This window comes from Prevotella sp. S7-1-8, assembly GCF_000758925.1.
Lineage (GTDB): Bacteria > Bacteroidota > Bacteroidia > Bacteroidales > Bacteroidaceae > Prevotella.
On sequence record NZ_JRNC01000024.1, the window covers coordinates 25,077 to 47,979 of the forward strand.

The 22,903-nt window shown below is 50.3% G+C and carries 15 protein-coding genes and 2 tRNA genes; 12 read left to right on the forward strand and 5 right to left on the reverse strand.

What is annotated here, in order from left to right; genetic code table 11:
* Window positions 1–100 precede the first annotated feature (100 nt).
* From guaB to HMPREF1640_RS03705, 4 genes are all read left to right on the forward strand, one after another.
* Entirely contained in the window at window positions 101–1,585 is a 1,485-nt protein-coding gene (gene guaB, locus HMPREF1640_RS03690) for an IMP dehydrogenase (protein ID WP_036892509.1), read from the forward strand.
* A 77-nt stretch (window positions 1,586–1,662) separates the two neighbouring features.
* Window positions 1,663–3,084: a peptidylprolyl isomerase gene (locus tag HMPREF1640_RS03695; RefSeq protein ID WP_036892511.1), complete on the forward strand. Its 1,422-nt coding sequence runs from the start codon at window positions 1,663–1,665 to the stop codon at window positions 3,082–3,084.
* A gap of 12 nt (window positions 3,085–3,096) precedes the next feature.
* A complete protein-coding gene (locus HMPREF1640_RS03700; RefSeq protein WP_036892513.1) occupies window positions 3,097–4,548 on the forward strand; it encodes a peptidylprolyl isomerase in 1,452 nt (483 codons plus the stop codon).
* A gap of 53 nt (window positions 4,549–4,601) precedes the next feature.
* The gene (locus HMPREF1640_RS03705; RefSeq protein ID WP_231565826.1) at window positions 4,602–6,278 is read left to right on the forward strand and encodes an OstA-like protein; all 1,677 of its coding nucleotides are present in this window, start codon (window positions 4,602–4,604) and stop codon (window positions 6,276–6,278) included.
* A gap of 55 nt (window positions 6,279–6,333) precedes the next feature.
* Here HMPREF1640_RS03705 and HMPREF1640_RS03710 read toward each other — a convergent pair whose 3' ends face one another.
* The gene (locus tag HMPREF1640_RS03710) at window positions 6,334–6,576 is read right to left on the reverse strand and encodes a hypothetical protein (RefSeq protein WP_036892515.1); all 243 of its coding nucleotides are present in this window, start codon (window positions 6,574–6,576) and stop codon (window positions 6,334–6,336) included.
* Here HMPREF1640_RS03710 and mutL point away from each other — a divergent pair.
* The 7 genes from mutL to asnS all read left to right on the forward strand — a co-directional run bounded on the left by mutL (window position 6,559) and on the right by asnS (window position 15,275).
* The gene (gene mutL / locus HMPREF1640_RS03715; protein WP_036892517.1) at window positions 6,559–8,424 is read left to right on the forward strand and encodes a DNA mismatch repair endonuclease MutL; all 1,866 of its coding nucleotides are present in this window, start codon (window positions 6,559–6,561) and stop codon (window positions 8,422–8,424) included. The two genes, HMPREF1640_RS03710 and mutL, sit on opposite strands and share 18 nt — an antisense overlap.
* A gap of 173 nt (window positions 8,425–8,597) precedes the next feature.
* Complete coding sequence (locus HMPREF1640_RS03720; RefSeq protein WP_036892519.1) at window positions 8,598–9,764, forward strand: OmpA family protein; 1,167 nt, start codon at window positions 8,598–8,600, stop codon at window positions 9,762–9,764.
* A 776-nt stretch (window positions 9,765–10,540) separates the two neighbouring features.
* Window positions 10,541–10,615: transfer RNA gene (locus tag HMPREF1640_RS03725), tRNA-Val, on the forward strand.
* A gap of 50 nt (window positions 10,616–10,665) precedes the next feature.
* Window positions 10,666–10,743, forward strand: a tRNA-Val gene (locus HMPREF1640_RS03730).
* A gap of 172 nt (window positions 10,744–10,915) precedes the next feature.
* A complete protein-coding gene (gene purB / locus HMPREF1640_RS03735) occupies window positions 10,916–12,262 on the forward strand; it encodes an adenylosuccinate lyase (RefSeq protein WP_036892521.1) in 1,347 nt (448 codons plus the stop codon).
* Between the two features lie 58 nt (window positions 12,263–12,320).
* Window positions 12,321–13,778, forward strand: a complete 1,458-nt coding sequence (locus HMPREF1640_RS03740) for a pseudouridine synthase (protein WP_036892522.1) — start codon at window positions 12,321–12,323, stop codon at window positions 13,776–13,778.
* 105 nt (window positions 13,779–13,883) lie between these two features.
* Window positions 13,884–15,275 (forward strand): asparagine--tRNA ligase, encoded by a 1,392-nt coding sequence (asnS, locus tag HMPREF1640_RS03745; RefSeq protein WP_036892523.1) that lies wholly within the window; start codon window positions 13,884–13,886, stop codon window positions 15,273–15,275.
* 783 nt (window positions 15,276–16,058) lie between these two features.
* Here asnS and HMPREF1640_RS03750 read toward each other — a convergent pair.
* Genes HMPREF1640_RS03750 through HMPREF1640_RS03760 form a run of 3 tightly spaced genes read right to left on the reverse strand, consistent with a single transcriptional unit; the run spans window position 16,059 to window position 19,919 of the window.
* Window positions 16,059–16,970, reverse strand: coding sequence for a S1 RNA-binding domain-containing protein (locus tag HMPREF1640_RS03750; protein ID WP_036892524.1), 912 nt, complete (start codon window positions 16,968–16,970; stop codon window positions 16,059–16,061).
* Between the two features lie 52 nt (window positions 16,971–17,022).
* The gene (locus HMPREF1640_RS03755; RefSeq protein WP_036892526.1) at window positions 17,023–17,733 is read right to left on the reverse strand and encodes an ABC transporter ATP-binding protein; all 711 of its coding nucleotides are present in this window, start codon (window positions 17,731–17,733) and stop codon (window positions 17,023–17,025) included.
* 59 nt (window positions 17,734–17,792) lie between these two features.
* Window positions 17,793–19,919 carry a cation:proton antiporter gene (locus tag HMPREF1640_RS03760; RefSeq protein WP_036892527.1) on the reverse strand — a complete coding sequence of 709 codons (2,127 nt, stop codon included), beginning with the start codon at window positions 19,917–19,919 and terminating at the stop codon, window positions 17,793–17,795.
* A gap of 166 nt (window positions 19,920–20,085) precedes the next feature.
* Here HMPREF1640_RS03760 and HMPREF1640_RS03765 point away from each other — a divergent pair, with 166 nt between their 5' ends.
* Window positions 20,086–21,099 carry an aspartate-semialdehyde dehydrogenase gene (locus tag HMPREF1640_RS03765; RefSeq protein WP_036892529.1) on the forward strand — a complete coding sequence of 338 codons (1,014 nt, stop codon included), beginning with the start codon at window positions 20,086–20,088 and terminating at the stop codon, window positions 21,097–21,099.
* A gap of 186 nt (window positions 21,100–21,285) precedes the next feature.
* On the opposite strand, the gene nhaD is transcribed toward HMPREF1640_RS03765, so the two are convergent.
* The gene (gene nhaD, locus HMPREF1640_RS03770; RefSeq protein ID WP_036892530.1) at window positions 21,286–22,647 is read right to left on the reverse strand and encodes a sodium:proton antiporter NhaD; all 1,362 of its coding nucleotides are present in this window, start codon (window positions 22,645–22,647) and stop codon (window positions 21,286–21,288) included.
* Window positions 22,648–22,903 lie beyond the last annotated feature (256 nt).

Sequence of the window (22,903 nt, forward strand, 5' to 3'; positions counted from 1 at the left end):
CGTTAAATAGCTTTAAAGCAGCAAGAAAAAAGCGAATCGGAACCTGAATATGCGAAAATATTGCTATATTTGCACGCAATAAATTTATTAAATCACATTTATGTCATCATTTGTTGCAGATAAGATTGTCATGGACGGCTTGACTTTCGACGATGTCTTGCTCATACCTGCTTACTCTGAAATTTTACCCAAGGAGGTACAATTAAAAACCAAGTTTTCTCGGCATATCGATTTGAACGTGCCATTTGTTACCGCCGCGATGGATACCGTGACCGAATCGGCAATGGCCATTGCCATTGCGCGAGAGGGTGGCATTGGTGTCATCCATAAAAATATGCCGATAGACGAACAAGCCCGGCAGGTAGCTATCGTCAAGCGTGCCGAAAATGGTATGATATACGACCCCGTGACCATACGTAGGGGAAGCACGGTGAGGGACGCCATGAAAATGATGGCGGAGTACCATATTGGAGGCATCCCGGTGGTAGACGAGGAAAACCATTTGGTGGGTATTGTCACCAATCGCGACTTGCGTTTTGAGGGCAGGATGGACAGGATGGTGGACGAGGTGATGACTAAAGAAAACTTGGTGACCACGCATCAGCAAACCGATCTTGGCTCGGCGGCGCATATTTTGCAGGAGCATAAGATAGAAAAACTGCCCGTGGTGGACGCTAACAATCGCTTGGTTGGCTTGATCACGTATAAGGATATCACCAAGGCGAAAGACAAACCTATGGCGTGCAAAGATGACAAGGGGCGTCTGCGTGTCGCTGCTGGCGTGGGCGTTACGGTTGACACACTCGACCGCGCGAGCGCGTTGGTAGGGGCTGGCGCTGACGCGATCGTCATCGACACGGCTCATGGTCATTCCAAGGGAGTGGTGGACAAGCTGCATGAGGTAAAGGCTGCGTTCCCCGACGTTGATGTGGTGGTAGGGAATATCGCTACCGGCGAGGCCGCAAAATATTTGGTGGACAATGGCGCAGACGCCGTTAAAGTGGGAATTGGCCCCGGGTCCATCTGTACCACGCGCATTGTCGCGGGTGTGGGCATGCCACAATTAAGCGCGGTCTATGATGTATTTTCGGCATTGAAAAATACGGATGTGCCGTTGATTGCCGATGGCGGATTGCGTTATTCGGGTGACATCGTGAAAGCCTTGGCCGCTGGTGGAAGCAGCGTGATGATAGGATCGCTTGTCGCTGGCACGGAAGAGTCGCCTGGAGACACCATTATTTATAATGGACGCAAGTTCAAGAGTTATCGCGGCATGGGTTCTCTCGAGGCGATGGGACAAAAGAATGGCTCCAAGGACCGATATTTCCAAAGTGACACTAACGACTTGAAGAAACTCGTCCCGGAGGGTATTGCTGGCCGTGTGCCATACAAAGGGACCGTCCAGGAGGTCATCTTCCAGTTGGTAGGGGGGCTTCGTTCGGGAATGGGCTACTGTGGAGCGGCTATAATAGACAAATTGCACGACGCCAAATTTGTCCGCATCACCAATGCGGGAGTGCAAGAGAATCATCCTCACGACATAACCATCACCAGCGAGGCGCCTAACTATTCGCGCCATGAGTAAATAGTGTTTGGCATAGGCGAGAGGGCTTGCTCGAGAGCCTCTCTTGCTTGTTTTCCTTCATGATGAGCAATTTTAGAATGAAATCAAAGCTACTGTTAGGCGCCATGCTGATGTGTGGCACTTTGTCGTTTGCGCAGAACGCCGATCCTGTTATTATGACCATCAATGGTACCGATGTGCTTCGTTCCGAATTTGAGTACTCTTATAACAAGAACAATACGGCCGACGTTATTGATAGGAAAACAGTCCAGGAATATGTTGGAATGTTCATTAACTACAAGTTGAAAGTTGAGGCTGCCAAGGAGGCTGGCCTCGACACCATGGTTTCATTCCAAAAAGAATTTGCCAACTATCGTGATCAGCAAATAAAGCCCGCTTTGGTCACAGACCAAGACTTGGAGGCGGAGGCACGAAAAATATACGAACAGACACGTCGACGAATTGACAACAATGGCGGAATGGTGCAAGTGGCTCACATTTTGATAGCCATGAGACAGCGAGCTACGCCCGAGGAGGAAAGGGCGGCCAAGGTTCGCGTAGACTCCATTTATCAGGCGTTGAGGAACGGAGCTGATTTTGGCTCATTGGCCAAACGGCTGTCCCAAGACCCCACTACGGCTCAAAAGGGCGGCGACTTGCCCTATATCGTCAAGGGGCAAACATTAAAAGAATTTGAAGACCAGGCTTGGCGTTTGCAAGACGGCGAGCTCAGCCAGCCTTTTTTGTCCCCAGCCGGATGGCATGTTATGCTCAAAAAGTCGCACCGCGACTTTTACAGTTATGCCGACCAGCGCGACCGCATCATGAAATATCTTGATCAACAAAGAATACGCGAGCGTATAGCCACGGCCAAGTTAGACACATTGGCCAAGCAGCTGAACTCTACGCCTGCGCAAACGCTTGCGAATAAACAGGCGGAGATGGAGGCGAGGGACTCCAGTCTGAAATATCTCATCAAAGAATACCATGATGGTTTGCTGCTCTACGAGATCAGCAACCGCCATGTCTGGGCCAAAGCGCAGAAGGACGAGCGTGGATTGACGCGGTATTTCAAGAAAAACAAGAAAAAATACAAATGGGAAGAACCTCGCTTTAAAGGCGTAGCCTATCGCGCTCGAGACGAAAAAGACATCAAGGCTGTTCGTAAGCTATTGGAAAAAACACCTTTTGAGCGTTGGGACGAACAGCTTCGCGCTACATTCAACAAAGACTCTGCGCTTCGAATCAGGGCGGAAAAGGGCATTTTCAAAAAGGGAGACAATGCCCTCGTGGACCACGAGGTTTTCAAGGTGAGTGCCCTGCCCAAGCAAATAGAAGGCTATCCATACAGTGCGGTTTATGGTAAAAAACTCAAATCGCCAAAAGTGATGGGTGACGTTCGTCCCTTGGTTGTTTCTGACTATCAAGAATATCTCGAAAGCCAATGGGTAAACGCCCTGCGACAGAAATATACGGTTACCGTTAACGAGGACATCGTAAAAACTGTCAACAAACATTAAAAAGAAAAACGTATGACAATTAGACATTTCGCGATCATATCAGCATTAGCGTTGTTTACGGGTATGATGGCCATTCCCAACGGCAATCGTCGTGGCAAGGACCAAAAATCTTTTTTTTCAGACACCACAATAACAACCGTCACGCCAAACACTGACGAGGTAAGAATACCCGATGGAAGCGTGATAGACGAGGTGGTATGGGTGGTCGGAGACGAGCCTATTCTTCGATCGGATATAGAGATGACGCGCATGCAAGGCATGGCGGAGGGCGTGAACTGGGGGCGAAACCCGGATTGTGCCATACCGGAGCAAATTGCCGTTCAGAAGCTTTTCCTGCACCAAGCGTCTATCGACTCGATCGAAGTGACGGAAAATGAGATCTCAAGGGGTATTGATCAGCAGATCAATAGATGGATAGAGGTTGCTGGGGGAAGGGAAAAATTGGAGGAATATCGCAAGAAGACGATAAACGAAATGCGCGCCGAGCTGCACGACGACTTCAAAAATCAGTTGCTCATTCAGCAGATGAAGAACAAGATCGTGGAGCATGTCAAAGTGTCTCCCGCGGATGTCCGCGCTTATTTCCGTTCCTTGCCACAAGACAGCGTCCCTTTTGTTCCTATGGAAGTGGAGGTGCAACTGCTTGTCAGGTTGCCACGCGTCAAGCAAGAAGAGATAAACCGGGTGAAGGACCTGCTGCGCAATTTCACCGACAGGGTGAACAAAGGCGAGACCACGTTCTCCACGTTGGCGCGCTTATACTCCGAGGATCCCGTCTCGGCGCGGGCTGGCGGTGAGATGGATTACACCGGTCGCGGCTATCTTGACCCCGCTTTTGCCAACGTGGCTTTCAACCTCACCGACCCAAACAAGATTTCCAAGATTGTGGAAACGGAGTTTGGCTACCACATCATTCAACTTATCGACAAGCGTGGCGACAAGATAAAATGCCGGCATATATTGCTCAAACCCAAAGTGTCCATGGAGGAGATAGAAAAGGCGTCGCACCAAGTAGATTCTATCGCAAACGACATTCGCGCGGGGAAGTTTACTTTTGAGGAGGCCGCCTCATACTTGTCTGAGGACAAGGACACCAGAAACAATCAAGGCTTGATGACCAACAACACGGGAGAATCCATGACCTCGCGGTTCCAAATGAGAGAATTGCCCACGGAGGTGGCGCGCGTGGTTGACACGATGAAGGTGGGCGAAATATCCCAACCTTTCCAAATGATCAACAATAAAGGCAAAACTGTTGTTGCCATAGCCAAACTCAAAAGCAGGACCGACGGGCATCGCGCAACCATAACGGAGGATTTTCAAGTGATGAAAAATGTGGTTTTAAATAAGGAGCGCGAAAAAACCATCAATAATTGGGTGTCCGACAAGATCAAGCATACATACGTGTGGATGAGCGACCGCTATAAAGATTGCGACTTTAAGTATAAGGGGTGGATTAAATGACGAGTCGATCCATTTGCCACCTGCGCGCTATTGGGCATAGGACTGTCTTTTCGATGGTTCTATGCTTCTTTGTGCTTGGGTTGCTCAACGCGGCAAGCCGGAAAGGAAAGCGAAAACCTGCCGACGAGCGGGTGCGTCTTGTTCACGCGGACGAGTTGATGTACGACGCTTATGGTCCCAACCCGGACGTTCAAATAGTCAAGGGGCATGTAGCCTTCACGCACAAGGGGGCGCGGCTCAATTGTGACAGCGCGTACTTCTACCAAGGCAACAATTCCATGCGCGCCTTTGGCCACGTGCGATTTCGCCAAGGGGACACGCTGTCGCTTACGTGTGACAGAGCGTGGTATAATGGTGAGGAGCAAATGTTGGAGGCGAGGCAAAACGTGGTGCTCAGACATCGAAAGCAAACGCTCTACACGGACAGTTTGAATTATGACCGACTTTATGAGTATGCTTATTTTTTCAATGGTGGAAGATTGATAGATGGCAAGACAAAACTTAGTTCGGACTGGGGCGAATACCACACAGCCACCCGAATGGCCCGGTTCAACCTCGATGTCCAGCTCAAAACGCCCAAAAATCGGATTTCCACGGATACGCTTTACTATGACACAAGAAAGTCGAGGGCGCATGTGGTGGGCATGTACACCACTGACAAAGGCCGTGGCAAGAAGATGCCCTCTGTCATAAGGGGAAAAAACAATACCATAACCACCACGGACGGCTATTTTAACACCGCCAAGGACGAGGCCGAGCTGTATGGACGATCCACCGTGGTGAGCAAAGGGAAGACCATCACGGCTGACACCCTGTTTTACAATAGCGCCACTGGCAAAAACCGAGGCAAGGGTAGGGTGATATTTGTTGATGACAAGAACCGCCAAAAGGTCACCTGCGAGAAGATGGAGTACAACGAGAAAATAGGCCGTGGATATGCCACGAAAAATCTTTTGGTCATGGACTATTCGCGCAAGGACACGCTGTATATGCACGCCGACACGATGCGGATAGAAACTTTTAATATCAACACAGACTCGGCTTTTCGTAAGGTTCACTGCTACAACAAGGTGCGAACGTACAGGGTGGATATCCAGTCCGTGTGCGACTCGCTCGTCTTCAACAGCAAGGATTCGTGCCTCACGATGTATCGCAACCCGGTAATTTGGAATGCTGGGCGCCAGCTTCTTGGTGAGGTCGTCAAAGTGTTTATGAACGATAGTACGGTGCGCGAGGCACACGTGTTGGGGCAGGCTTTGTCGGTGGAACAACTCCCGGATAGCACCTATTACAACCAAGTGTCCTCAAAAGACATGTACGCCTATTTCGTCAATGGGCAAATGCGGCGTAGCGATGCCGTCAGAAACGTCAGATCCATATATTTTCCTATAGACAACAAAGACAGCACCCTCATAGGGCTCAATTATGTGGAGACCGACACCATGAAAATGTACATGTCTCCCAATCGCCAATTGGAGCGTATATGGATGCCCAAGGCGCAAGGCACGCTTTACCCGATGACGCAGGCCCCCCCCACGCGATACAAGCTCGACGTGTTCGCGTGGTTCGATTACATGCGACCCAAAAACAAGGACGACGTGTTTGTTTGGCGTGCAAAAACACAAGGTAGCGAGCTAAAAAATATTGTTCGCCATGCCGCGCCCATACAACAAATCAAGACAGGTCGGACATCCACGCCTAAACGGCGAGAGAAACGAGGGGAGGATTAGATATGCCCATGCTCTTCAAGGTGCCTAAACCACGACGTTTTAAACATCCGATGATTTATAGCGACGAGCGCAAGGATCGATTGGCGCGGATAGAAGCGCGCGCGCGGCAAGAGTTAGGCATGTCTACAAAAGGCGCGGCCGCGAGCGCGCCGCGCCGCGTCAGGTTTGCCGCCGAGTGGCAATCGCGCCATCGACGGCATGCCAAGTCTTCGCTTTCAAGTACGGTCACGCTCCTTGTTTTAATATCCTTATTCGTTTTATTGCTGATAATATTGATAATATGAGTGATGTCATCCATCTTTTACCCGATTCCGTAGCCAATCAGATAGCGGCCGGCGAGGTGATACAACGGCCTGCGTCTGTTATCAAGGAGCTGATGGAAAATGCCTTGGACGCTGACGCCAAGACGGTGGACGTGAGCGTGGTGGAGGCTGGCCGCGCTTCCATCCAAGTGATAGATGACGGGAAAGGCATGTCCGAAACCGACGCTCGTTTGTCTTTTGAGCGCCACGCCACTTCCAAAATTCGCTTGGCCGACGATCTTTTCAACCTTCGAACAATGGGATTTAGGGGTGAGGCTTTGGCCTCTATCGCTGCCGTTGCCCAGGTGCAACTGAAGACGCGCACGCGCAATGAGGAAATAGGAACGCAGCTGTCGATAGCCGGTTCTCGCTTCAAAGATCAGGAGCCATGCGCCTGTCCCGTCGGTTCCAATTTCCTCATCGAAAACTTGTTTTACAACGTGCCCGCGCGTAGGAAATTTCTCAAGTCGAACAATACCGAGCTCAATCACATCATTACGGCGTTTCAACGTATAGCCCTCGTATATCCGGATGTGGCTTTCTCGTTAAGGAGCAACAACTCGGAGATGTTCAATCTCAGGGCCGGAGGCTTGCGCCAGCGCATTGTCGACATTTTTGGCAAACGTATCAACCAAGATCTTTTGCCTGTCAACGTCGAGACATCCATGTGCGGTCTCAATGGATTTGTGGGCAAACCCGAGTCCGCTCGCAAAAAAGGGGCGCACCAATATTTTTTTGTCAATGGCCGATACATGCGCCATCCCTATTTCCACAAGGCTGTCACGACGGCTTTTGACCGCCTCGTGCCTCAAGGTGACCAAGTGCCTTATTTCCTTTATTTCGACGTGGACCCAAAGGATATCGACGTCAACATACATCCCACCAAAACCGAAATAAAATTTGAGAACGAGCAAGCTATCTGGCAAATCGTCCTCGCCGCGGTCAAAGACGCTGTCGGCAGGTTTAACAATGTGTCTACGATAGACTTTGACACCGAGGGCAAGCCGGACATTCCCATCTTTAATCCCAATAACCACGCGGAGGCGCCCAAGGTGGAATACAACCCCACTTACAACCCCTTTGACAGCATGCAGGCGCCTTGCCCCCACTCTCCAAAAGCCCCCAAACCGTCTAAAGGTGATGCCGACCAAATTATACGCTCGCATATTCCAAGCCAATGGGAACAACTCTATGACGACATTGACGCAGGGAGCGACCGACAACATGACACGCTGTTTCCCGAAACGGCGACCGAGGCTGCTGACAGTCTCATCGCCGAGAAATCGCCCGCGCATTATCAATACAAGGGGCAATACATCATGACCGCCGTCAAATCCGGACTGATGGTCGTGGACCAGCATCGCGCGCACATTCGTATCTTGTTCGATTACTATCGGAAACAGCTTGCCACGCAAGCTGTGCACGCGCAGAAAATGCTTTTCCCCGATACCATCCAGTTGTCCGTGCAAGAAGACACGCTGTACCAAACCATAGCCGAGGAGGTCTCGGCCATGGGTTTTGAGCTTGCCAATCTTGGGGGCGGCACCTACGCTATCAATGCCATGCCAGAAGGGTTGGAGGGCGTGGACGTGCTATGTTTGCTCCATGACATGCTCCAATCCGTGCAAGACAGGGGCGTCGCCGCTAATCAAGAGATCAACGACGCCATAGCGCTGAGCATGGCGCGCGCCGCCGCAATACCTTACGGACAGGCGTTGAGCAATGATGAGATGGAAAATATCGTCAACAATTTGTTCGTATGTTCCAACGTGAACTACACCCCTGATGGAAAACGCGTGCTATATATCTTAAAACAAAACGACATAGAGCAAATGTTGCGTTAAGTTTAAAGCAAAATGGACAATGCTTGTGTAGAATTAAAATAATTCTTGTTTTTTTTAATTAAATATGTGCGCAAAGTTCGTTTGAATTAAAAAATATTATTAACTTTGCCCCACGTTAAAGTGCGCGAATGATTTAAAATGCTATATATTTGATCATTAAAAAACAAAAGATTATGAAAAAAACGTTAATCGCATTGGCTTTCGCCGGTATGTTTACGGGTGCTAACGCCCAGGAGGCAACGCCTTTGCAAAAGTACAGTGTTGCTACCAATTCTTTTTGGAGCAATTGGTTTATTCAATTAGGTGGTGACTACCACGCGTGGTATACAGACGAGGAGCATGGCCGTTTTGACAAGCGCGCGGGCGTCCTCTCTAAAGATCGCCGTACGTTTGGCGCCCATGTTGCCATCGGCAAGTGGTTCACTCCCGGCTTGGGCCTCCGCACGAAGTTGCAGGCTTGGCAGGGCAAGAAGATTGCTCCTAAGAGCGTTGGCGAGCGCGAAACATTCGACATGTGGATCCTGAGCGAGCACGTCATGTTCAACTTGAGCAACCTCCTCTGTGGCTACAACCCAAATCGTGTTTGGAATGTCATTCCGTTCGTGGGTGGTGGCGTGGCTCGTAACATGAGCGACGACCTCTATGCCATGCATCTTGACGCAGGTATCCAGTCTACATGGCGTCTTGGCAAGCACGTCAACTTCTATGTGGAGGCAGGCTGGAATCGCCTTGAGGAAGATTTCTCCTTGTATCAGGGCACTTCTTTGGCAGACACTCGCCTTAACCGCGGATGGGAAGACAAGGACAACGATTTGTACGCCGAGGTAGGTTTGACGTTCAATCTTGGTGCCGCCACTTGGGACAAGGTGCCAGATGTTGACGCTATCAAGGCTCTATCCCAGAGCCAGATAGACGCTCTCAACGCTCAGCTCAATGACGCTAACGCGGAGAACGCCCGTCTGAAGAACTTGTTGGCCAATCAGCCCAAGCAAGAATCGAACAAGGCTGTCAAGGAGTTTGTTACCACTCCGGTATCTGTGTTCTTCAACATCAACCGTACCAACATCGCCTCTCAAAAGGATCTTGTAAATGTTGCCGCTATCGCAAAATACGCTAAAGAAAACGGTAGCAAGTTGCTCGTAAACGGTTACGCTGATAGCGCCACCGGTACTCCCGAGATTAACCAAAGACTGTCTGAGGGCCGTGCCGCGACTGTTGCTGACGAGCTTGTCAAGATGGGCGTGGAGCGTGGCAACATCACTGCCGTGGGTCATGGTGGCGTTGATGAGCTCTCTCCAATCTCATTCAACCGTCGCGCCACAGTTCAGGTTTCTGAGTAACATCATCATTTTCTCCTGATCATTTGACAAAAAGAAATTAGGAGTTCCCAAAAATTACAAACTGAGCGTACCGTTTGTCGGTGCGCTCTTTTTTTATTGGGTTTTGCAAGCTGTTCGCCCCATGTATGACAATGACATGGCAACTTTTCGTAAGGACGCTAATCCCGTCGCGATTGGATATTGATCGCGTCGCGATTGGATATTGATCACGTTTCGTTTAGATACCAATCAGGCTGCGTTTAGACACTAACCGCGTCGCAATTAGATACTAATCCCAAAGGCCGGCAGGCTTTGACATGCCGATTTTCGGCCTTGGCATTCCGCGTTTAACCCCGAAAGGCAAAATCGTCCGCAAGAAAGGCGTTTCCGGTGATTGTTTCGCGCTTCTGGCCCGGCACGCGCGTCGTTGCCTCTCGCCATGCCATTCCTTGGGCAGGCTCACGCTAAGAGCGGGCCGCGCGAGGACTTTTTTTGTTGAGCTTGTTTACAAATCCTTAAATCATGGATAATTTGATGCCAAGACGCTGGCGGTCAGGTGGAAAGGAAATGCGCGCTTGGTGTTTCGCCAAAAAAAACAAGGGGGGATGTTGTCGCTTACGATAATGTTTTTGTTTGCGCCAAACCGCGTGGCACTTGGAACTCGCGCGCATGTGTGAATGACGGGTTCGCGGTGTGTGGCAAGTGACTATTTTTTCATGTGAAAACAAAAAAATGTTGTAAATGTTTGGTGGAGCGATATATAAATTGTATCTTTGCATCCGCAATCCGAGTTACTCGGGCGTTTAGCTCAGCTGGTTTAGAGCATCTGCCTTACAAGCAGAGGGTCGGCGGTTCGAATCCGTCAACGCCCACTTAGGGGTGTTTCCCTGTGGTCTTTCGGGGCTGCGGGGATTTTTTTAGAGGGCGTTTAGCTCAGCTGGTTTAGAGCATCTGCCTTACAAGCAGAGGGTCGGCGGTTCGAATCCGTCAACGCCCACCAATTAAAAAGTCTTGCGACCACGGCGGTCGTGAGACTTTGTCATATAGACGCGAGAGACTTTATGTGAGACATGATGGCGTTAACTTATATTTACCAAAGTTTTTAAGCCTAACTGCGCATCATCTCGAATTTAATTCGTAAATTTGCATACATACAATACATATTATAATATATGAATCTTGATGTGTTGACTGCCATCTCGCCTGTCGATGGCCGTTATAGGGGAAAAACAGAACCTTTGGCAGACTATTTCTCAGAATTTGCGCTTATAAAATATCGTGTGCGTGTAGAAATAGAATATTTCATAGCGCTTTGTGAGTTGCCGTTGCCACAGCTTGCCAATTTCGACCACAGCCTTTTCGACAAATTACGCGCGATTTACCAACGCTTTGACGAGGTTGACGCGCGGCGCGTGAAGGACATTGAGAATGTTACCAACCACGATGTGAAAGCGGTGGAATATTTCATCAAGGAACGGTTCGATCAAATAGGCGGGCTTGACGACTTTAAAGAATTTGTTCATTTCGGACTCACGTCGCAGGATATCAACAACACCAGCGTGCCGCTTTCCGTCAAGGAGGCCCTCGCTCGCGTGTACTGTCCTTGCGTGGAAGAGCTGATAAGCCAGCTCAAAACTTACGCGGATGAGTGGAAAGACGTCTCCATGCTGGCGCGCACGCATGGCCAACCTGCTTCGCCTACACGTTTGGGCAAAGAGATGATGGTCTATGTTTACAGGCTTTCCGAGCAGCTCGACGACCTTAAAAAGGTGAAGTTGACGGCCAAGTTTGGTGGCGCCACAGGCAATTTCAACGCGCACCATGTGGCCTATCCGAATATAGACTGGCGCAAATTTGGCAATGATTTTGTGGCCAACAAATTAGGTTTACAGCGAGAGCAGTGGACAACCCAAATCAGCAACTACGATTTTATGGGTGCCGTGTTTGATGCCATGCGCCGCGTCAATACCATCATCATCGATTTGGACCGCGATTTCTGGATGTACATTTCCATGGAGTATTTTAAGCAAAAGATCAAGGCCGGCGAGGTCGGGTCCAGTGCCATGCCACACAAGGTGAACCCGATAGATTACGAGAACAGCGAGGGCAATCTCGGAATGGCCAATGCCGTGTTGCAATTCTTGGCCGCCAAACTGCCGGTAAGCCGCTTGCAAAGAGACCTGACAGACTCTACGGTGCTGCGTAACGTTGGCGTGCCTTTCGGCCATGGCGTCATCGCCATCAAGAGCACGCTGAAAGGATTGAGGAAACTCATTCTTAACGAAGACAAGATGGCGCAAGACCTTGAGAACTCATGGGCCGTCGTGGCGGAGGCCATACAGACAGTTTTGCGCCGGGAGGGCTATCCACATCCGTATGAGGCGTTGAAAGCGTTGACACGCACCAATGAGAAAATGACCAAGAGGACAATACACGAGTTTATACAAACACTGAATGTCAGTGATGAGGTGAAAAAAGAGTTGACGGCGATAACGCCGGAAAATTATACAGGTATTTAATTTTACAAAAATAGTATCATTTATTAACCATGGCCGAGAGGCTTAACATGTTAGAACTATGGCAGAAGATTTAGACAGCAAAATACAGGAACAAAGATCAGGGCAGGGTCAAGACAACGAGAGCGGCCGCGAAGGCTATGAGCGCAATTCAGACTATAAGAACAACTACCGCGAAGAGAACCCACGGTCGCAACGCCCGCGTATACATACGCAGCGGGCCTATAGCAGTGACCGTAACAACAATATGCAAGACCGGGGTGGTTTCCGCCCCGAGGGCTTCGGCGCCAATCTTCAATCGGGAAGTGGTGAGCAGGGTCGCCCACAATACAACAATTACCAGCCGCGTGGTGGCTATCAACCTCGCCAAGGAGGTTACCAGTCGCGTGGTTACCAACAGCGTGACGGCGGCTATCAGCAGCGCCCCAATAATTACAACCGTCCGCGTTACAACAATAATGATGGCGGATATCAGCAACGCGAGGGCTACCAACCGCGCGAGGGCTACCAGCCACGCGCCGTTGGTTACCGTCCGCGCCAAGGTGGCTACGACCGCCAGCAAGGTGGCTACCAGCCGCGCCAAAGTGGATACAACCGTCAGCAAGGTGGCTACCAGCCTCGTCCGGGAGGCTATGCGCGCCAGCAGGGTGGCTACCAGCCGCGCCAAGGTGGATACAATCGCTATCAGGGCGGTTATGGCAGGCGCCCGGCCGGGTACGCGTCCCGTCAGGGTTATGACCCGGACGCGAAGTATAGCATGAAAAAACGCATAGAGTACAAGGAGGAGCATATAGATCCAAACGAGCCGATCAGGCTAAACAGATACTTGGCTAACGCCGGCGTCTGCTCTCGGCGGGAAGCAGACGAGTTCATACAGGCTGGCGTGGTGGCGGTCAATGGTGAGATCGTTACGGAATTGGGCACGAAAGTGTTGCGTAGCGACGAGGTGAAATTTCGCGACCAGCCGGTGACCTTGGAGAAAAAAGTTTACGTGTTGCTCAACAAACCCAAAGACTATGTCACCACGAGTGACGACCCTCAACAGCGCAAGACGGTGATGGACTTGGTGAAAGGGGCTTGCCCTGAGCGCATATACCCCGTGGGAAGATTGGACAGAAACACCACGGGAGTGCTCCTTTTGACGAACGACGGCGATTTGGCCAGCAAACTCACGCACCCTAAATTCTTGAAGAAAAAAGTTTACCACGTGTACCTTGACAAAAAGGTGTCCATGGAAGACCTGCAGAAAATAGCGGAGGGGGTTGAGTTGGAAGACGGCGAGGTGCACGCGGACGCCATAGAATATGTTGACGAGTGCGACAAGGCGCAGGTTGGCATTGAGATACACAGCGGCAGAAACCGTATCGTGCGCCGCATCTTCGAGGCGTTGGGCTACCGTGTGATCAGACTTGACCGTGTGCAGTTTGCCGGGCTGACGAAAAAGAACGTTCGTAGGGGCGACTGGCGGTTCTTGACCGAACAGGAAGTGGACATGTTGAGAAGTGGAATGTACGAATAAAATATTTAGGTAAAAAATCGTGATACCGAGAATGAAATATGGCATGCCGCGCATGTTGGTTGACACTCGATATCAAAATATAATATGGAAAGGCGATTATAGTTTATGAAAAGAACAAAAGTGGTCGATGCGCTGGGCTGCGCCGATTTTGGAAAAGATATAACGGTGAAGGGATGGGTTCGGTCACACCGTAGCAGCAAGGCTGTGGATTTTATTGCCGTCAACGATGGCTCTACCATCAAAAATATACAAGTGGTGGCCAATCCCGAAAAGTTTGACGCGGACATGCTGAGGAGCATAACCACCGGAGCTTGTATACGAGCTACCGGAAAATTGGTGGAGAGCCAGGGCAAAGGCCAGGCTTCGGAGATCCAAGCGGAAGACATCGAGGTGTATGGATTGTGCCCGAGCGACTATCCCATGCAGAAAAAAGGGCAGAGCTTCGAGTATATGCGCCAATACGGGCACATGCGGCTTCGCACCAACACTTTTGGGGCGGTGTTTCGTATTCGCCATAATATGGCTATCGCCATACACAAGTATTTCCATGATCATGGCTTCTATTATTTTCACACGCCAATCATCACGGCCAGCGACGCGGAGGGAGCCGGCGAGATGTTCCAAGTGACCACGCTCGACCTTGACCGTGTGGCCAAAAGTGGCCAAGTGGACTATGACAGGGATTTCTTTGGCAAGAAAACAAGCCTTACGGTAAGTGGACAGCTTGAGGGAGAGCTTGGCGCCACGGCGCTTGGGGCCATATATACGTTTGGTCCCACCTTTCGTGCCGAGAATAGCAACACCCCCCGGCACTTGGCTGAGTTTTGGATGATTGAGCCCGAGGTGGCGTTTATCGACCAAGAAGAGCTGATGGATCTTGAGGAAGATTTTATCAAGTACTGTGTGCGCTGGGCGCTGGACAATTGCAAGGACGACCTTGAGTTCTTGAACAAGATGATAGACAAGTCGCTTATCCAAACTTTGGAGTCGGTAGTCAACGAAAGTTTCGTGCGCCTCACTTATACGGAGGGTATCAATATCCTGCAAGAGGCGGTCAACAAAGGCCACAAGTTTGAGTTCCCGGTTACGGAGTGGGGCATGGACCTTAGCAGCGAGCACGAGCGTTACCTTGTGGAGGAGCATTTCAAGCGTCCTGTCATTATGACCGACTATCCTGCGGAGATCAAGGCTTTCTACATGAAGAGAAACGCAGACGGCAAGACCATGCAGGGCACGGACGTGCTGTTCCCGCGTATAGGCGAGATTATTGGCGGCTCGGTGCGTGAGGAAAATTTCGACAAACTTGTTCGTGAGATAGAGAATCGCGGCATGGATAAGAACAGCTACAGCTGGTACTTGGATACCCGTAAATATGGATCTTGCCCACATGGCGGTTTCGGGTTGGGCTTCGAGCGGCTCATTCTCTTCGTGACGGGAATGCAAAACATACGCGATGTCATTCCATTCGCAAGAACACCAAGAAACGCGGAGTTCTAATCCCGCCTTATTATATATAGGCGTTCAAAATTCGTGGTGGCGCGTTTTAATATAATAGATTTCGCGAGCAAGCATAACAATACTCCATTTTCGTGCCATTCAACCCTTATTTGAGACTGGAAGTCATGCCATGCGCCTGTCGATGAATAAGTTACCGTAAGTCAGATGGCTAACAGACTTCATGGCTTGCATAAACACTTGTCGTCTATCATATTTGGGATCGTTTCCTTGTTAAAATAGTATTTATCGCTTAAGCGAAATTTAGAAATTATTACGTGCGTTATGACGATGGAAATATATTGCGCCTCAAACGCATGCCATATTTACGGAATCTGCAAATTTGTTGGCTGCATATGGTCCAGGGGCAGGTATAGCTGATATTCGTTATGGAAGTGAAATCGATGCGGAAGACATAGATGACCTATAAGTTATGGAATCAACCGCTCTGTCATGGGGCGTAAAACTTGCCGCTAATTGTAGAGAAGAAATAAAAAGACCAAACAAAATTCAATAAAACGTATTATATGGCTACAGAAATATTTTCTGTAGCCATATAATGTTTCGCCCCTATACTTTTCGCGCGGCGAAACAGGCATGGATAACGAGCTGTTGACATGTGGAGAATAGATCAATCCAAATCGGCAAGCTGTCAAAAGCACATTATAAATAAGCTCACGAGTAATTCGTGAGCTTATTTTTGCTAATAACATAGTATATTATTCATCAAAATGTTTCTTTTTTCGTAAAAACGATTGTTGGAACGCGCCTGCTTGCCTGTTCATTTTATGGCTCTACCAATCTTATACCTTGCTCTGCGATGACAATTAGCCTGCGCTTGTACAAGTCTCCAATAGCCTTTTTGTAGGTTTTCTTGCTCACGTGAAATTGTCGTTTGATATCTTCCGCATCGCTTTTGTCACCCAATGCGCAGCTACCGCCGTTGTCTTTAAGCCATCGTAGTAGTGTTTCCGCGAAATCCACGGTGTTTTTTCTGCCCGCTGGTTGCAGCGCGATGTCTATTTTTCCATCAGGCCTCACGCATTGCACATACCCTTGCAAGCGGTCTCCGGTGTGCACGTATTGGAATATTTGGTTTTCGTAGATAAGTCCAGCGTACCTGTTTTCCACAATCACCTTGAAACCAAGGTCTGTCTTTTGCCACACCAAGAGGTCTACGGGCTTGCCCGTCTTCTCTTTGTTATACAAGGCTTCGCGCCGTTTGTCGTCCTCGTCGTTTAGGTCAATGATAAATCGGTCCACCTTGGCCGATGCCGCTATGCGATAGCTTTCCTTGTCAATATAGAGGTACACAATATAGCTTTCGCCAATCTCCATCCGCTTTTTCTGTTCGCCGAATGGGCAAAACACGTCTTTCATCACGCCCCAGTCAAGGAAAGCGCCATACTCATTCACCCAGTTCACCTTCAGGTAAGCAAAGTCGCCAACCCGTGCCAATGGTGTTTCAAGCGTGGCGATGGGGCGCTCATCTTGGTCCAAATAGACCAAACAGCGTACATCGTCGCCCACTTTCACCCCTTGTGGCACATATTTTTGAGGCATGAGTATCTCTCCGTCGTTACCACCGTCAAGATATATGCCAAAAGTTTCCTTGCCTCCAAACGAGTGTGGGTTTGGTCGTTCGGCCACCTTAACCATTTTCAGCGTGTTATAATCACCAAGTTTTATAGTTGTCATTTCTTCTGCTTTTATCGGATTGAATATACGCGTTGCGTTACCGCGCGCCCATCTACACTGTGGGAGCGTTGACGTTTTCGGGCACGCTCTCATCTCTTGCCTTGATGTCATGGTCCACCAGCAGACCGTCTTTCATGTGTATTGTCCTGTCAGTAAGAGCGGCCAATCCCTCGTCATGGGTCACGATGACAAACGTTTGCCCAAACTTATCGCGCAAGTCGAAGAACAGTTGGTGCAACTCCTCCTTATTCTTGGTGTCGAGACTACCCGAAGGTTCGTCCGCCAATATCACCGATGGGTTGTTCATCAACGCTCGCGCTACCGCCACGCGCTGTTTCTCACCGCCCGACAACTCGTTGGGTTTGTGGTTTGCCCGCTCACCCAAGCCCATAAACTCTAACAGTTCTTTGGCTCGTTGCTTGTCTTCCTTGCTTTTTGCGCCACCAATAAACGCAGGTATCATCACGTTTTCCATTGCGGTGAACTCTGGCAAAAGCTGGTGAAATTGGAAAACAAAGCCCAATTTCTCATTGCGAAATCTTGATATCTTCTTGCTCGACAGTTGGCCCACGTCGATGCCGTCCACTACCACGGTGCCACTGTCCGGTTTGTCCAATGTGCCGATGATTTGTAGCAATGTGGTCTTGCCAGCTCCCGATGGGCCCACTATCGATACCACCTCTCCTTTGTCAATGTGCAGGTCTATGCCTTTCAGCACTTGCAGTTTACCAAACGATTTGGTAATGCCTTGAATGTCTATCATGATTGTTTACGTATTTTTTAATATTTGTTGCTTTCCGCGTCGCCGACACAGACGATAGGTTAGGCGTTGAGCTTGTCTTTTATCCAGTCGTGCAACTCCATGTATGCCGAGCGTTCCTCAGTGTGCTGTGACGCCGCGAACGTCATTGATGCGGTGTCGTCGTATGCGTATTGGTCGGGGAAAATAATCATCAAGTTCTTGCCCGAGAAATATTTTGTCAGTTCCTCTGGCAGTCGCTCCTGGGCGTTTTTATACGACATCGTGCCTTTTCTTGCCGTTACCACCACGAAGAGATGGTCTTGCGCGATGGTCGCCGCCAGCTTGGGCAGCTCGTTCCAGTGTTCCATCACTATATATTCCGCCCTCAGTTCGGGGTGCATGTTCTTCACAAACTCATGAATCATCTGTAGCGTTTCTTTCCTGCCGTGAAACTGAATGCGACATTCCAAGTTTTTCGTCATCCTTGCCAACCGTTCCAGCCATCGGTAAAATCCCGGTTCATATTCCGCTCTCGATGGCACTGCCACCTGTATGCGCCTTAGTGTTTCCAGTGGGTGCATGACGCGCGCCATGATTATTTGGTTGCTCAACCCATTGAAAAGACTTTGGTGAAATTGTCCCCAAAACCTTGGCGATTTGTCCGATCGGGTGTGCATGCCTATGACAATCTCCGAAGCCTGAAACTCCTTGAAGGCGTGCTTGATGCCGTTGGCTATGTTCGCGGCCACGCGCACCTGCGTTTGCAGCAGCGTGTCTGAGCTGGCTGCGTAGCGCGACACCTGCTCCAGCAGTTGCCGCCCTCGCTCTTGGTTGCGGCGCATGTGCTCGTCATCGTACACCACGTTCAGCGCCACCAAGCCACGGTTCAGCTTGGCGTTGCGCATCATGATGCCCAGTTGCACGAGCCTGTTCGCGTCTTCCGCGTATTTCACGGGCACCAATATGCGCTCGTCATCGCCCTTGCGCTCCTCTTGTGGCAGTTCCTTGTCGCGCAGCACTATCTTTTGCGCCGCCCGTTCAGTGACGAGCGATGAAATCACACAGGTGAGCAGCACCGTTATCATAACGCCGTTGAGCATGCCCTCGTCCACGAGTGGCATGCCCGTGGCGTCTCTCAGCCTCATGCCCACCATCACGATGGCGATGGCACCGGCGGCGTGGGCCGACGTCAAGCCAAACATCATGTGTCCCGACGACAGTGGCATCCTGAACGCGTGGCACGCTATATACGCCGCAATGGCTTTTCCCAACGTGCCAAAGAGCACGATGCAAAACACCACGTAGATAATGGCACCACCCTCAAACAGCAATCTCACGTTTATCACCATGCCCACTCCTATGAGAAAATATGGTATGAAAAGCGCGTTGCCGATAAACTCGATGCGGTTCATTAACGGTGACACATGTGGCACATATCTGTTGAGAATCAAGCCGGAGAAAAATACGCCGAAGATGCCTTCCAATCCCACCAGCTCGGCCAACGCCGCTCCTAAGAACATTTCCGCCAACACAAAGATGAACTGCATCACCGCGTCACTGTAGCGGCGCAGGAACCATCGGGTGAGCCGTGGCAAGAAAAACAGCAGCCCACCACAATATAAAGCGAATTTTGCGACAAACCATATCCAATACGCCACCCCGCCGTTGCCATGGTGGGCGGACACTATCGTGGCCAGGATAATCAGCGAGGCGAGCAGGGCTATCATCGTGCCACCCACGCTAAGGGTGACGCTTGGCTTGCGTTGCAGGCCGTACCGGCCCACTATCGGATATGCCACCAATGTGTTTGACGACATGATGCATGCCAACAACAGGGCTGCCGTGGCCGTGTAGCCCAATGCCTTGACACCTATAATGTAGGTCGTTACGAAAGGGATGGAAAAGGTGAGACAGCCGTAAACGAGTGTCTTGTATTTGTTTTTCTTGAGCCCGCCCGTGTCCATTTCGAGCGCGGCCAAGAATATGATGTAGGAAAGTCCAACGCGACCAAACAGCTCGAACGACGCGTCTCGGTCCAAGATGTTCAGTCCGTATTGGCCTATCAGTACGCCAGCGAGCACCATGCCTATGATGTGGGGTATGCGCAGCTTGCCCATGATGATAGGTGCCATCAAGATGATGAGCAGCACCACAAAAAAAATAAGGGTGGGGTCGGTGATGGGGAAGTATGATGCGAGGTGCGACATGAAGGCTCGTTACTTTCTTGCAAAGTTAGCAATTATTTTCCAATGGCGTGGCAAGTTGTCGTCGATAGTAAATGTTCTTGGCAAAAAACTTTCATATTGTGCCCCTTATTCGTTGAAAAATCGTAATTTTGCCCATCGTAGTTTTAATATTTAAAAGTATTATAAGATGAGAGTAGCAATTGTTGGGGCCAGTGGCGCCGTGGGTCAGGAACTCATGCGAATACTCGCGGAGCGCAATTTCCCGATAGACGACTTGGTGCTGTTTGGCTCGGAGCGTAGCGCTGGCAGAAAGTATAGCTTTAAGGGCAGGGACTATGAGGTTAAGCTCTTGCGACACAACGATGATTTCAAGGATGTGGACATCGCTTTCACGTCGGCTGGAGCTGGCACGAGCAAAGAGTTCGCGGGCGACATCACCAAGTATGGCGCGGTGATGATAGACAACTCCAGCGCCTTCCGCATGGACAGTGACGTGCCTTTGGTGGTGCCAGAGATTAATGCGGCGGACGCCCTCGATCGCCCACGCGGGGTCATTGCCAACCCTAATTGCACCACCATCATGATGGTCGTGGTGCTCTATCCCATAGAGCGCTTGTCGCATATCAAGAAGATACACGTGGCCAGTTACCAGAGCGCAAGTGGCGCCGGCGCGGCGGCCATGGCAGAGCTTGAGCAGCAGTATAAGGAGATGGTGGAGCATGGCAAGGTCACCACGATTAGCAAATTCCCCCACCAGTTGGCTTACAATGTTATCCCACAGATAGACAAGATGACCGAGACCGACTACACAAAAGAGGAGATGAAGATGTTCAACGAGACCCAAAAAATCATGCATTCAGACGTGCGCACCAGTGCCACCTGCGTGCGTGTCAGCTCGTTGCGCTCACACTCTGAGAGCGTATGGTTTGAGACAGAGCGGCCGCTCAGTGTTGAGGAGATACGCCGCGCGTTGCGGTCGGCACCCGGCGTGACACTTGTGGACGACCCACAAAACTATGTTTATCCCATGCCCCTTGAGAGTGCGGGCAAGGATGATGTCTATGTGGGCCGTGTTCGCAAGGATTTGGCCGATGACAATGGTTGCACGTTGTGGCTCACCGGCGACCAGATACGCAAGGGAGCCGCCCTCAACGCCATCCAGATAGGCGAGTATCTCGTCAAATCGGGCAGTCTGAAATAGACCTTGTCCTCCCATTTACCAATCTTGTCCCCATACCCGCCTGTTGATGGCGCGTGTGGGGACAAGATTTTTTGACACTTGAGCGAAACCGTGCGCGTTCTCCTTTGAACATGGCAAGTTGGGGTTTTGCTCGCAAGCATGCTTTCGCATGGTGGTCGCGTCGGCGCTATTTAGGAGGCTCGATTCTTACAGCGGGGTAACCAATAGGTATGTGCGGATAAGCCAATAGGACAATATTCCAGCCAAGTAACCCACCAAAGCAATCCAGCTGACGTGCTTCATGTACCAGCCAAACGTTATTTTCTCCAGTCCCATCACAACCACGCCGGCGGCCGATCCGATGATGAGTATCGATCCTCCCACGCCCGCGCAGTAGGCCAACAGTTGCCAAAAGATACCATCAACGGCCATGTCTCCAGTGGGCGCCACGGGGTACATGCCCATGCATCCTGCCACCAAAGGCACATTGTCGACAATGCTTGATAGTAGGCCGATAACGCCAGTGACGGCGTAGTGATTGCCGCCGAAGGCCACGTTCAGGCTCTTGCCCACGGTGGTGAGCGCGCCCACCTCTTCCAAGCACGCCACGGCCATCAGTATGCCGAGAAAAAACAGAATGGTGGACATGTCGATATTATGCAGCAGATTGGTCACGCGCTTCAGGCTTCCCGGCTGTTCTTCAGTCTGTTTCGCACCTCGATAGAACACCTCGGTGACAGTCCATAGCGTGCCGAGGACCAGCAATATACCCACGAATGGTGGCAGGTGGGTGATGCTTTTGAATACGGGCACGAGTATCAAGCCACCCACGCCAATGAAAAAAACAGCTTTGCGCTGGGCGCTGGTAAAATCCAACAGCTCGTAATCGCTGTCCATGTGCATTTCGGGTTGGTCGTCAAGCTCGCCCTTCAAGGCGTATTGCATGATAAAAGCAGGTATCACCATGGATACCAACGAGGGCGCTAATATCTCGGTGACCACCCCCAGCGCTGTTATTACACCCTTGTTCCAAAGCATGATGGTTGTCACATCGCCAATTGGCGAGAACGCCCCTCCTGAGTTGGCGGCTATGATGACGAGTGACGCGAAGACGATGCGGTCTTTGTGCTCATGCACCAATTTGCGCAGTATCATAATCATCACGATGCTCGTGGTGAGGTTGTCGAGGATGGCCGAGAGGATGAACGTCATGAAGGCTATGCGCCAAAGCAGCGCCCGCTTGGACTTGGTCTTCATCACATCGCGCACCCAATTGAACCCGCCGTTTTGGTCAACGATCTCCACGATGGTCATGGCGCCCATCAGAAAGAACAGCGTGGTAGACGTGCTGCCTAAGTGGCGCTCTATCGCCGCGCTCACCTCGTTAACCAATTCTTGGCCGGAAAATCCCGGCATATAACTTCCCGGTGACACCATGAAAAGAGTCCAGCACAGCACAAACATCAACAAAGCTATGGCAGCCTTGTTCACCTTGGTCACGCTTTCGATGGCAATCAGGAAATAGCCCACGCAGAACGTGATGATAATCGCAATGGTTAAAGTCGTCATGAAAAAGTAAATTTATAATGATGGGAAATCCCCACCATGGCCAGCAGGCCCATGGAGAGGTTTTGCAAAGATAAAAAATTTATTGACACGAACGACTAAAATATTAAATAATTATTTGCGTGCCACTCCAAATTGCTGTCTAACGGCATTTTGCCCGATGGGTATTGATTGTGCCAAGCCTTTCTGGACGCTTTGAAAAATAGTGTTTGAAAATACGTGACAAAAGCTCTCAAATGCTTGGCTTATTTGAAAAATA

Bases quoted from the DNA above. Each gene is read 5' to 3' on its own strand.
- HMPREF1640_RS03720 (WP_036892519.1), top strand. From the start codon at position 8,598: ATGAAAAAAACGTTAATCGCATTGGCTTTCGCCGGTATGTTTACGGGT.
- HMPREF1640_RS03755 (WP_036892526.1), bottom strand. From the start codon at position 17,733: ATGATAGACATTCAAGGCATTACCAAATCGTTTGGTAAACTGCAAGTG.
- HMPREF1640_RS03705 (WP_231565826.1), top strand. From the start codon at position 4,602: ATGGTTCTATGCTTCTTTGTGCTTGGGTTGCTCAACGCGGCAAGCCGG.
- HMPREF1640_RS03695 (WP_036892511.1), top strand. From the start codon at position 1,663: ATGAAATCAAAGCTACTGTTAGGCGCCATGCTGATGTGTGGCACTTTG.
- HMPREF1640_RS03710 (WP_036892515.1), bottom strand. From the start codon at position 6,576: ATGGATGACATCACTCATATTATCAATATTATCAGCAATAAAACGAAT.
- asnS (WP_036892523.1), top strand. From the start codon at position 13,884: ATGAAAAGAACAAAAGTGGTCGATGCGCTGGGCTGCGCCGATTTTGGA.
- HMPREF1640_RS03760 (WP_036892527.1), bottom strand. From the start codon at position 19,919: ATGTCGCACCTCGCATCATACTTCCCCATCACCGACCCCACCCTTATT.
- guaB (WP_036892509.1), top strand. From the start codon at position 101: ATGTCATCATTTGTTGCAGATAAGATTGTCATGGACGGCTTGACTTTC.
- mutL (WP_036892517.1), top strand. From the start codon at position 6,559: ATGAGTGATGTCATCCATCTTTTACCCGATTCCGTAGCCAATCAGATA.
- HMPREF1640_RS03700 (WP_036892513.1), top strand. From the start codon at position 3,097: ATGACAATTAGACATTTCGCGATCATATCAGCATTAGCGTTGTTTACG.
- HMPREF1640_RS03765 (WP_036892529.1), top strand. From the start codon at position 20,086: ATGAGAGTAGCAATTGTTGGGGCCAGTGGCGCCGTGGGTCAGGAACTC.
- HMPREF1640_RS03750 (WP_036892524.1), bottom strand. From the start codon at position 16,970: ATGACAACTATAAAACTTGGTGATTATAACACGCTGAAAATGGTTAAG.
- nhaD (WP_036892530.1), bottom strand. From the start codon at position 22,647: ATGACGACTTTAACCATTGCGATTATCATCACGTTCTGCGTGGGCTAT.
- purB (WP_036892521.1), top strand. From the start codon at position 10,916: ATGAATCTTGATGTGTTGACTGCCATCTCGCCTGTCGATGGCCGTTAT.
- HMPREF1640_RS03740 (WP_036892522.1), top strand. From the start codon at position 12,321: ATGGCAGAAGATTTAGACAGCAAAATACAGGAACAAAGATCAGGGCAG.